Source organism: Aquimarina sp. MAR_2010_214 (genome assembly GCF_002846555.1).
Lineage (GTDB): Bacteria > Bacteroidota > Bacteroidia > Flavobacteriales > Flavobacteriaceae > Aquimarina.
The window spans coordinates 2,860,196-2,871,917 of sequence record NZ_PJMS01000001.1 but is presented as its reverse complement, the minus strand read 5'-3'; the positions used below and the strand labels follow the sequence as shown (position 1 = coordinate 2,871,917).

Below are 11,722 nucleotides of genomic sequence, written 5' to 3'. Positions count from 1 at the left end.
AATGAATATTCCAATTTTTGAGCTCGAAAGAGTACAATCCTTATTTGAAAACACAGTAGATTATAATCTAACAGAAAGTGGTTTTCATCCCTACACGCTTAATGAATTGTTAGAAAAAGACCAGATAGATACACTTACCAATACTGTTTTAGGGTACGGACAAACTAATGGTTCTATCCCATTGCGTAAAAGAATTAGCGCGATGTATAATGATGCTAATGAGGAGAATGTATTGGTAACCAATGGTTCTTCTGAAGCGAATTTTATTGCTTGTCATACTTTATTAGAAAAAGGAGACGAAGTGGTTATGATGGTACCCAATTATATGCAGATCTGGGGTATTGCCGAAGAGATGGGATGTATCCCCAAGGCTTTTCATTTACGTGAAGAAAACAAATGGAAACCAGATATCGAAGAATTAAAAACTCTGGTCACTTCAAAAACAAAAATGATTGCACTGTGTAACCCTAATAACCCAACAGGATACACGCTCTCTTCTGAAGAAATGCAGGAAATTGTAGCTATCGCACGGAGTGTAGACGCCTGGGTATATTGTGATGAAGTATATCGTGGAGCCGAATTAGACGGAGAAATTATAGAGAGTTTTATTGGGATGTATGACAAGGTTATGGTTAACGGTGGATTATCTAAAGCCTATGCCCTGCCCGGATTACGTTTAGGGTGGTTAATAGGCCCCGAAGCATTGATCGCAGATACATGGGCATATCATGATTATACCTCTATTACTGCGGGTATTATGAGTCATTATATTGGTGAGATCGCATTAAGACCCGAAAAACGTAAAGAAATACTAACCCGAAACAGAACCATGCTTAATGAAAACTTAAAAGTAGTAAAGCAATGGTTGGATCAATATGGGGATTTATTTGAATATGTCCCCCCTAAGAGTGGTGGAATGTTATTTATAAAATACAATTTAGATATTAATTCTACCGAACTGGCAGAATGGTTACGTACAGAAAAAAGCGTATTTATTTTGGCAGGAGATTGTTATGGGATGGACCATCATTTCAGAATAGGGATTGGAGAACGCAAAGAATATATACTGGCAGGTTTAGAACGCGTTAAACAAGCTCTTAAAGAACGGTTTAATTTATCATAGCAATCTATCTGTCATAATTTTTAGTATGATAAATTACATACTAAATTTTCATATGATGATTTGACTCTAGTTTTAAATAGTGCTGATTTTTTATGTAATATTCAAATCCCATCCCAGAGGAAAGGGGGCAAAAGCCTTTCCCTTTTAGTAGGGATTTAGGATGGGGTGAGAATTGAAAATCATTTATAACCCAATTATGAACTAGAGTCAATGATTAGCTTAACAATTTATTCTGGAAGTTCATCACTTTCAAGAAAAAAGGTTTCAGTTGCTGTCTTAGTAGTACAACCCGGTTTAGAAACACTTAGAGTAGCTGTGTAACGCCCATAAGCAAGTCTAATTCTTCTTCCGGTACCATAAATGATTCTTTTACTAGGACTAATAACTTTCCAATTATATGTATACTTTGGATTGTAGTCCCTGGCCATAACAGTATAGGCATAACTAAGCATAGTTACATGTTTATTATCAGGGCATGGAACTGGAGTATCTGGATAAATGAAAGCATCAAAACTACGTGTAGAATAGCGACCATCACTAGTGAAAAAAGTAAGATAGCCTTTATTTTTATTGACTCTTTTAACTCGTACTTTTCTTTTGTTTTTGGTATTATCAATAATTTTAAAACCTCCAGAGGCAACCCATAGTCCGTCACAAGTTGCTTCAGCATTTATAATGGTATTTACATAAGGATATTCTTTTCGGTTTTTGATGTCTATCCACACAGGGCCTTCATAGCTTATAATACTCCAATTATGGCAATTATTAACTGCTTTTGTAGTAGGCTTATCTGCTGTAGAGGCCTCTACAGATACATCTTTTGATTTTCCTTCGATACCATCAAGAGTACCATCATCAGTTTCGCAACTACTAATAAAGATTGCCAAAGTTAAAATAGTGATTACTTTAAAAAGTGTTTTTTTCATGGTTTGTTGTTTTAAGAATTAATTGTGTGATTGTAAATAATACAAAACATAATAAGTCATACCTACTGTACTTAGACGCTTATGTATTATCAATTATTTAATTCAAAAGTAATAACCACTCCCTATTTGCACTACCCTGTTTTCAGTGAAACAGTATTTATTTTATCTAATTTCTGGTTATTTTTTTAGATTAGTAACAAGCAATTTTTCTTCTTAAAAAGAAGTACTACGATATCTTACTTTTTTGGGTATCTTATTAAGTGATTTTTTTCAGTTTTTCCTTCTATAATCTCTTTCCCCAGGCATAATTATCATTCTTAATTCCTTGTAAAAGCTCCTCTAGATCTTCTCGCAATTCTATCCTATGAGGGCTGGGTCGGTCGTGTATGTGATTGGTTGTCGATGGTATGAAATCATTTTCTAATGCAAACCCGTCGGTTATTTTTTTATCATCAAGATAATTAATAGGCTTTGAGTGCGCCTTTTATGATATACTAAAACTTATGCAAATATGCCCCTAATAGTCTATGTTCTTCATATAAATTTTCTAAAAAATCTATCAACAAAACATCATAAAACAAAACTTTTATAGCATCCTGTGGATTCCCGTAAAGATATCTAAAAAGGGAATAGTAGTTTAGTACCTAAAAATATACCTTCGGTATATTTTTCTAGCTATATCCGGAAAAAACAAGGGCTTAAAAAATGAAAAAAATAGATCGTAAAATCAGAGAAATTTCTGAGTATAAGAATATCGAACAAGACAAAATAATAGTAGGAATCTTAGAGCATCTCGAAGTGAAATATAATCTCAATGAACATCACATAGAAGATCAACATATCATTAAAGGCATCAAAAAAAAGATTATTAACGCATTGCTACAAGAACCAAATCAAAAGAAACAATTAAATCAAACCACAAAGTATAATGATGTCTTTAATCTCGATAGAATCGAAATGAGTTTATTAAATGATGCCTGGAACGAATTAGAAGCTCGTGATGAGGTATATGCCGAAGCCTATGAGATTGGATTAACCGATAGCGGTATCAGAAAGCATAGACAAGAATTTATAGTATAAACAAACGTATACAAATAATTGATAAACAAGTACAAACGGGTATATAATTACTAGAGGTAACTATATATCTTTGTTAGCATTCATTCTAGAAAAGTAAATTGACCTTGATTAAAGTCTTTTATGTATTAGACCACACATTTCTCGAATTTTATTTACGAATCTAGCTTCAACAGAACGTTTATTCATCGTAATATCAGTAAGCATAAAAGTAAAATTAACAGCTTGAGATTCTCTAATTCTTGCTTCTACTTCATTAGTAAGGCAAGAAGCTACCAAAACTGTTTGGGCTTTAGGATAGGTTTGCTTAATATTATCGAATGATTTAAACATTGCACCAAGTCTTTCTAAAGCTGCGGCTGGATCAATACCTGCCTTAACTTCAATTCCACCAGTTACTTCTCCGGAAGGGGATAAAATTGTTCCATCTGGCTCAGATCTAAAAACAATTGAATAACTGTTAGTAAGAAAAATTGACCGAAGTTCGTCTATTTTATCTAACTGTTCGAATTCATTAAACTCAATTTTATCATCATTTTTCATAATGAAGTAAGATACTTCATTGTTTTTCAATAGAGCCTTAACTAAAATCTCTTTTACAACTCTTTCGCCTTCTTCTCCAATCTTATTTCTCCAAGAACCATCTATTGTAGTTCCAGCTGTACTATAAACCATTGCCTTAAGACATTCTTCTTTATACCATCCATTTATTGTCAATACAGATGAGATGAATTCATTAAGAGTTTTTACAGTTGAAGAAATTTTACTTTCAGGAATATCCTTACTTTTTTCTTCTATATCCTTTAAACTTCCAATTCCAACAAGTTTCATCAGACCTTTTTGAGGTATCATTGCTAGACAACGATAATATTTTAATAAACTTGGATATGTTCTAAGAAACGTGGGATGGACAAATATTCGACAAGGATTAATTTCATTGGATTTTAATATACTCCAAGCTTCCTCACTTATTCCTAAATTTGAACGCCCCTCCCAATTTAAGTCATCTTTTAGTTTTGCAGCCGCTTTTTTAACTCTACCATCTATTCCTACATAATTTAAATCATTGAGCTTTCTAAAAAAGAATGTTGATTTCAAAAGATAACTCTCTTCTTCAATTTCCTTTGGAATTTTTGCCATAACTAATCAAAAAATTGTTTCATAACTTCAATTCCCACCGCTTCAGCTAATACAGGTGGAACAGCATTTCCAACCTGGCCAAATTGAGTCATATTGGTTTTACGTTTACTACTATACGAATCTAATCTAGTTCCTTTGAATTCCCAAGTAACAGGGAACGTCTGTAAACATGCTAACTCTCTTACTGTAAACATTCTGTCTCTAAAAGGGTGAATAAAATCTCTATACCCACTTCTAGTGACTGTTGGAGATGGGCTGTCAGGTCTTAATCTTCGATAGGTGGACCCAAAAGTTTGTTTAATATCACTTAACTTACTACCAATAGGAACAAGTTTAATTTTCTCCAAGGTAGTTGGAGAGTGTGCAGTCATTTGGTGGTTCTTAATATCCATGATTAACAATTCTTTCTTTTATAGTTTCTGAAATTCTCTTTGCGGTTTCAGAAGGCTCATCAGCTTCTGGTAAAGATCCTATTGCATCCATAACCGTTGAATAAGGTTTAATATCACTTCCATTTAAAAGATTAATATTTTTTAAACCGTGAGTAGGTTTTGGGAATTCAAACTGTTTATCAATTCTATTACCTACAAGAATTACTCTTTCACGAAATTGTGGTGCTCCATAGTCTGCTGCATTCAATACTTTGACTGAAACATTGTATGAGTATTCTTTACCTTTATAAACTACAGGATCTTTTAATTCATCAATAATAGCATTAATCGCACGTCCTCCATCCCAGTTTTTCATTCCTTTTACATTTTCCATAATAAAACCAGTTGGAAGAGCTTCACGAACAACTCTAACGAATTCCAAAACTAACATACCTCGCTCATCATTCATTCCTAATCGTTTACCAGCCAAGCTAAAAGATTGACATGGTGGACCTCCTATAACCAGTGCTGGTTCTAAAGGTTTTAAACCAGCAGTTTTGAGCATATTCATAGTAGAAATCTTACAGATATCACCTTCAATTACAGGTGTGTTAGGGAAATTAAATCGTAAAGTTTCACAGCAAGAAGAGTCCTTTTCAACAAGAACAGCTGTCTCAAATCCCGCTTTTTCCATTCCAATATCAAATCCTCCAGCTCCTGAGAACAAGCTAATTATTTTTTTTGACATATATTTAATCTAGTAAAATGTAAAGATAGTTGATTGTTGGCAAATTTAACATCTAAGGAGTTCTAACTTTTGAACAGAAAAGTAAACAAACTAAATTCTTTCAAAAAAGCCTAAATACTATCTAAAAACTGATTTAAAAAATGAAATACTAACAATTTGTATATTGCATATGCTCCCTTCGGGAAGCAAACACAACATACAAGAGACGTTAGCGGATATTTTAAACAACATCCACATGACAAAAGAAGATTATAAATTTTACGTTCCTTACTTGGGGACACTTTTAATTCTACTTGGTGCTACTAAGTTGACAATTTACTATTCATTATTTGGTGTTAATATCGCATCTTATTTAGAATTCTCTGAAATCCTGACACTATTTTTAAATGACCTTTTGTATTTCATTGCAATAATTTTTATTGTAAACTTATTGATGTTTTTAATGCAACCTAACAATGAACTTGAAAATATATCCAAAGGACTTCACGATACTTTAACAGAAAAAAATCTGCTTAAACGAATATTAGCTTACGCTGTAAATGGAATTAATTTATTAATATTAACATTAATTTGGGTTATTGGAATTCCATTTTGGTTTTGGCTTTCTAAACTACCATTCACAACCTATTTATATTATTTCTACCCAATTCTCTGTCTAATTTTATTATTGACAATAATCTATGAAACTCGTAGACAATGGTTCATTAAATTCAAGGAACACCCCAAAATGATTTATACGAATCTTGCAAAACTTTTTATTATTTTGCTTGGGCTTACAATTAGTTCAGCTTATCAAGACTTTAAATCCGTAAAAACAAATAAAAAATATTTAGGCACAACACTTAAACTTTCTGATAGAAATGTAGTTAGTGACAGCAGTTATTATTACATTGGTAAAACAAGAAATTTTATTTTCTTTCACGATCAAAAGAAAAAGATAAACGATATCTTTCCAATGAATGAAATTAAAATGTTGACAGAGAAGAAAAATAACCATTAACAATAGTAATCCCGACAGCGCGGATTTGTAATCCGTGAAACATAAGGAAATACCAAAACAGCCACTTATAATGTGACTGTTTTTTTGTTAAAGTACATTATAATAATCCAGTTATAGATAAGATTGTTTTAAATTTATTTTAAAGTATTAATAGCACGGATTGCAAATCCGCGCCATCGGCTTACTAAAGGTAACTATATATCTTTGTTAGGTGCAAGCTGAAAAACCAAACTAATAATAAAAATCAAAAAAAAGTGTAATAAAAACTTTATTGCTAATCTAAAGAGTAAATCATAAAAACATTTACAATGAAAAATTTAGCAATTCTATTAGTTTTTCTTTTTCTTCAAACAACTATTTATTCTCAAACTGAAAAATATTCCTTCAATGTTGAAATTATAGGAAAAGGAAAACCAATAATTTTAATTCCTGGGTTAGCATCTTCAGGAAAAGTTTGGCAACAAACTACAGATACACTAGAAAAAAATTACGAGTGCCATATTTTAACCTTGGCAGGATTTGCAGGTCAAAAACCAATTTCACTCGAAAAAGGATACTACCCAATTATTCAAAAAGAAATCATTTCATATATTAAAAATGAACTAAATGAAAAACCAATATTGATTGGACATAGTTTTAGTGGCTTTTTATCACTTTCAATTGCAAGTTCTCAACCTAATTTATTACAAAAATTAATAATTGTTGATTCATATCCTTTCTTACCATCTGCATATAACCCAAACATTAATGAAACAAACATTTTACCGCAAGCAAACCAAATGAAATCAACTATTCTAGAAACTACAGACAGTTTATTTGCAAAGCAACAAGAGGTAAAATTATATTCAATGATAACTGATACTACAAATGTAAAATTAGCAACGAAATGGGCTTTAGAATCAGACAGAGAAACGATTGCTCAAGCAACATTTGAAATGATGACAAAAGATTTAACTCAAACTATTGCAACTATTAAAACAGATGTTTTAGTCCTTGGAAGTTGGTATGGATTGAAAGATTATGGAATTTCTCAAGATATGGTAAAAAACGCTTTTGAAAGTCAGTATTCTAAGGTAAAAAATTGTAAAATAAAAATTGCAGAAAAAGCAAAACATTTTATTATGTTGGATGAACCAAATTGGACATTTGAGCAGATTAATCTATTTATTTCTGGAAATGAATAATAAAGAACAATTTTTTGAACAAACCTATAACGATTTAAAAGATAAAATTTATCGTCTGTGCTTAGGTTTTATGGGAAATAGATCTGATGCAGATGATTTATTTCAAGAAGTCTTAATCAAGGTTTGGAAGAATTTAGACAATTTTAGAGAAGAAAGCTCTATTAATACTTGGGTATATAGAATTACTACTAATACTGCTTTAATGTCTCTTAATAAAATTAACAAATCTAAAAGCAAGCACACTAACCTATTAACTGATAATCTTAAAAACGAAATTAGTCAAGTAAACGACTCTTTTCAAGAAGATAAGGCTAAGAAATTATATGAAGCTATTTCCTCATTAAAAGAAATTGACAGAATAATAATTAGTTTACTATTAGAAGACAATAGCTATAAAGAGATAGCTAATATAACAGGAATTAATATTTCTAATATTGGCGTAAAAATTAACAGAATAAAAAAAATACTGTCTAAAAAAATACAATAATTATGGAAGAACAAATTCTAAAATGGAAAGAAATGTGGCAAGAACAAAAATCAAATTCGCTCAACGTAAACGAATTAATTATGCGATTAAATCAAATGGAAAGAAATGCAAAGTTTATGCGCACTTTTTTAATTATTGCGTTAGTGATTCTTACTTTGGCTAGTTTAATTTTTATAGCAGAACTTTCAGTAAGTAAATTTTATATAATATCATATATTCTGGCATTTACTGGTGCATTTATGAAACTAGTGCTACTGTACAGAACTAAATATAGTGCTATTACAAATGAATCAGATTTTAATAATCAATATTTTATTAAAAAACTGAATAAAAAAATAGATTTCAAAACAAAACACTTATTAATTTATATGTCTGTTATGATAGTTTCAATAAATTTTGCCTTACTTGGTTTATATGAAAAAGGGACTATTTTCAATTTTGTAATTAATGATGAAAATAGATTGTTTTTTCATCTAGCAACAATAATACTGTTTGCTGTTGCATATGTTATTAATAAGATGAGAATAGACAAGAATAAAAGGAATACATTAAAGTTAATTGCTGATTTAGAAAACGATTTATAAAATAAAAAGATGGTCAGCATATAACACCGTGTCCTATAATTCATTGCTTGTTCTGTGTGTACTCGGAAAATCCTTGCAGATTTTCTATTCGGTTTGTATTTGCTAAATTAGGTGCTTAAACACGCAACGAAATCATACACAAAACCGTTAGCATTCATTTACAAAAATGCGAATAATCGAGATAAACGGAAATAAATTTTCAAATATGAAAGGTTTTTATCGAGAGATAGAATCGAAAATGACCTTTGGACTGAATTGGAAAATAGGACGAAATCTCAACGCATTTAATGATGTTTTATATGGCGGATTTGGAGTTCACAATGTTGATGAGAAATATATCTTAAAATGGCATCGAAGTGAAAAAAGTAAATCTGAACTAAAATATTTTGACCGAATAATTGAAATAATCAAAGAACACGAAAATATAGAATTACAATTGACATAAATGCTATTCTGGAAAACTGAAAATAGAATTGAACCGAAACGAGATTTTTACTCGAAAATTAAGGAGTATTACTTTAGAATTTCGGATAATCAAATTCCGATGGAATTATTAAATGAGATAATTTCAAAAGTAACGGACAGAATATATAGTGATTATAAAAGATTTTGGAAACAGTACCTGAAATCGCGAAAAAGATATTCGACTTTAAAAATGGACGATATTGAAAACCCTTATATTCATTTTCTATTAACCGATTTCTTAAAAACAAAGGACGTTGTTGATTATCGGAATTTTTCAAAAATTCTCCTTAAAATGAATGATGAGGAATTTGATGAATATCTGGAATATAAAAACTGGTATGAAACAAAATAAAAACTAAGCACAACACGATATATGCGATCATAGCAGCTGAGTGATCAATCGAATGGTTCTTGCATATTTATGAAGGCGCAATGATTTTAAAGATGAATAAGGTATAAAATCTGTGTAGAGAACGTCGATGGCTTGGTAACATTTTGCGCAGCTACGACACATATATTTAACGTTAGGCTTTATTAGGTACGTTAAAGGCACATCGTTTACAAAGTTAAAGGGACATAGTTTACACTTTTTAAGGCATAATTTGAGAGGAAAATCAAATTATCATGCCTTGGAAAACCACAACAACTATGGAACAGAAAATTGAATTTATCTGTGAATGGCGAACAGGAAAATATACCATCACAGAATTATCTAAAAGCTTTGGAATCTCCAGACCAACGGCCTACAAATTGATTCAGCGATTCGAAAATCAAGGCTATGAAGGCTTAAAAGAACAATCCAGAGTACCAGGTAAACATCCTAATGCAACCTCTGAAAATATCGTTAAAAGTATTATCAAATTAAAAGAAAAGCACAAGCTTTGGGGAGCTAAAAAAATCAGAATATTATTGTTTAAAGAGTTTACTGAACAACAAATCCCTTCTGTGGTTACTGTGCATAATATTCTTCGAAAAAATGGTTTGGTATCTCCTCAAAAACGAATGCGAAGAGTAAAACCTGTATTCCCCATTTTTGATCCAAAATCCTGTAATGAAGTATGGAGTGCTGATTATAAAGGAAAGTTTTTAATGGGTAATAAAATCTATTGTCATCCACTAACCATTGCGGACTCTAAAAGTCGATTTCTATTCACTGCTAAAGGTCATTATAAAGAAACGCTAAAAGCAGCCAAAGCTGAGTTTACAAAGGTTTTTAGAACATATGGAATCCCTAAACAAATACACACAGACAATGGAAGCCCTTTTGGATCTGTAAGAGCTATTCAACGCTATACACAATTATCTTATTGGTTTATTGAACTAGGAATCACACCTGTATTTTCTGATCCTGCTCATCCAGAACAAAATGGAAGACATGAACGAATGCATCGTGATTTAAAAGCCGCTTGTGCTAAACCTTCAGCTTACGATTTAAAAGCACAACAACGGCGCTTAAATCACTTCGTAAAAGAGTATAATACTATCAGACCACATGAAGCTTTAGAAATGAAAACACCTGCTGATATACACGACTTTTCCTGTAGACCATTCCCCGAAAAAATATCTAATTTTGATTACGACACCAACCTTAAAGTACTTAAAGTAACCAAGAGTGGAGCTATTAGATGGAAGTCTTATTATTGGGTATATTTAACTGCCGCATTAAAAGGGAAATATGTAGGTATACAAGAGTTAGGCAATGGTATTTGGAAAGTTTATTATAGAAATGTATTTTTAGGTTTCTTTGATCAAAGAAACCTAAGAAAGAAACAACAAGCAACAAGATTAGAAACTAACTTAGTGTAAACACCTAATCTTTAACTTGTGTAAACTATGTATCTTAACGAACATTAATAACAAACTGAATGAATGTACCTGAATTTCTATTTCATTATTACGAACTTGACAATGGACCATTCTTAAATATTACTGAATGTGGTTACGAAAAAGCTGAGAGTATTCAGAATAAAATCTCGGAAGGATGGAATAGTAAAAGACCTGATAACTATCTTGATTTAAGATTCTCGTTAGAAAATAGAATTAGGAAACAGTTTATTTTAAGAGGCGGAGAACCTAATAGAAATGACCCTTTCTACTTTACATTGGGAGAATGTGAATGGGTAAAGTCCTGGTATATAAATCCTGGTGTTGTAAAAATACCATTAACTGACTTCAAAGCTAACCATCTAAGTTTTACCTATCCTGACAGTATGGTATCGTATCAATTTTATGATGAGTCCAAACTTGAAACCTATAGAAAGGATTGTAATGGACGAGTTTTCTTATTGAGTGAAATAAGTAGTCTAATTAATGAGTATGGACTGCCATCTGATGAAAAATCTCGAGCTAAGGAAAGTTTAAAATATGATAAATATATAGAAGCTCAAGTATGGGATGATTCAATAATTAAAGAGTATAAAAACAAATTCTAACATCATATATAAAATAAGAACAATTTAATGCCAGATTGAAAGGTCATTTCCTTTTGCAGTGGCGCTAAATTTTTATAAATTAAACAAGAAATAAAAATGCGCAAATAGATTGATTAGTTCAGGCTTTCTTGCCTTGCTCCGATTCATATATTTGGCGTTGGCAGTAATACGAGTAAAACCCAATA

At 31.3% G+C, this 11,722-nt stretch carries 14 protein-coding genes; 10 read left to right on the top strand and 4 right to left on the bottom strand.

The genetic code is table 11. From position 1 onward, the window contains the following. The first annotated feature begins 1 nt into the window (after position 1). Entirely contained in the window at positions 2-1,123 is a 1,122-nt protein-coding gene (locus tag ATE84_RS12170) for an aminotransferase class I/II-fold pyridoxal phosphate-dependent enzyme (RefSeq protein ID WP_101448218.1), read from the top strand. Positions 1,124-1,350: 227 nt separating this feature from the next. Here ATE84_RS12170 and ATE84_RS12165 read toward each other — a convergent pair whose 3' ends face one another. After that, entirely contained in the window at positions 1,351-2,049 is a 699-nt protein-coding gene (locus tag ATE84_RS12165) for a hypothetical protein (protein WP_101448217.1), read from the bottom strand. Positions 2,050-2,754: 705 nt separating this feature from the next. Here ATE84_RS12165 and ATE84_RS12160 point away from each other — a divergent pair. After that, a complete protein-coding gene (locus tag ATE84_RS12160; RefSeq protein ID WP_101448216.1) occupies positions 2,755-3,129 on the top strand; it encodes a hypothetical protein in 375 nt (124 codons plus the stop codon). Between the two features lie 108 nt (positions 3,130-3,237). Here the strand turns inward: ATE84_RS12160 and ATE84_RS12155 are convergent, their stop codons facing one another. The 3 genes from ATE84_RS12155 to ATE84_RS12145 are packed head-to-tail and all read right to left on the bottom strand — an operon-like array spanning position 3,238 to position 5,385. Beyond that, positions 3,238-4,266, bottom strand: a complete 1,029-nt coding sequence (locus ATE84_RS12155; protein WP_101448215.1) for an XcyI family restriction endonuclease — start codon at positions 4,264-4,266, stop codon at positions 3,238-3,240. 2 nt (positions 4,267-4,268) lie between these two features. Next, the gene (locus ATE84_RS12150) at positions 4,269-4,658 is read right to left on the bottom strand and encodes a DNA cytosine methyltransferase (protein WP_101448214.1); all 390 of its coding nucleotides are present in this window, start codon (positions 4,656-4,658) and stop codon (positions 4,269-4,271) included. Continuing rightward, entirely contained in the window at positions 4,648-5,385 is a 738-nt protein-coding gene (locus ATE84_RS12145) for a DNA cytosine methyltransferase (protein WP_101448213.1), read from the bottom strand. The genes ATE84_RS12150 and ATE84_RS12145 overlap by 11 nt, the downstream gene beginning before the upstream one ends. Before the next feature lie 235 nt (positions 5,386-5,620). Here ATE84_RS12145 and ATE84_RS12140 point away from each other — a divergent pair, with 235 nt between their 5' ends. From ATE84_RS12140 to ATE84_RS12105, 8 genes are all read left to right on the top strand, one after another. Further along, entirely contained in the window at positions 5,621-6,385 is a 765-nt protein-coding gene (locus ATE84_RS12140) for a hypothetical protein (RefSeq protein WP_143273616.1), read from the top strand. A 308-nt stretch (positions 6,386-6,693) separates the two neighbouring features. Further along, positions 6,694-7,569, top strand: a complete 876-nt coding sequence (locus ATE84_RS12135) for an alpha/beta fold hydrolase (protein WP_101448211.1) — start codon at positions 6,694-6,696, stop codon at positions 7,567-7,569. Beyond that, on the top strand, positions 7,562-8,056 hold the full coding sequence (locus ATE84_RS12130) for an RNA polymerase sigma factor (RefSeq protein ID WP_158237239.1): 495 nt from the start codon (positions 7,562-7,564) through the stop codon (positions 8,054-8,056). Before ATE84_RS12135 ends, ATE84_RS12130 begins: the two co-directional genes overlap by 8 nt. Before the next feature lie 2 nt (positions 8,057-8,058). Next, complete coding sequence (locus ATE84_RS12125; protein WP_101448209.1) at positions 8,059-8,640, top strand: hypothetical protein; 582 nt, start codon at positions 8,059-8,061, stop codon at positions 8,638-8,640. A 166-nt stretch (positions 8,641-8,806) separates the two neighbouring features. Continuing rightward, positions 8,807-9,085 (top strand): barstar family protein, encoded by a 279-nt coding sequence (locus ATE84_RS12120; protein WP_101448208.1) that lies wholly within the window; start codon positions 8,807-8,809, stop codon positions 9,083-9,085. Further along, positions 9,086-9,457 (top strand): hypothetical protein, encoded by a 372-nt coding sequence (locus tag ATE84_RS12115; protein ID WP_101448207.1) that lies wholly within the window; start codon positions 9,086-9,088, stop codon positions 9,455-9,457. It abuts the gene before it with no gap. Between the two features lie 272 nt (positions 9,458-9,729). Next, positions 9,730-10,911: an integrase core domain-containing protein gene (locus ATE84_RS12110; protein ID WP_101448206.1), complete on the top strand. Its 1,182-nt coding sequence runs from the start codon at positions 9,730-9,732 to the stop codon at positions 10,909-10,911. A gap of 59 nt (positions 10,912-10,970) precedes the next feature. After that, positions 10,971-11,537 (top strand): hypothetical protein, encoded by a 567-nt coding sequence (locus ATE84_RS12105; protein ID WP_101448205.1) that lies wholly within the window; start codon positions 10,971-10,973, stop codon positions 11,535-11,537. Positions 11,538-11,722 lie beyond the last annotated feature (185 nt).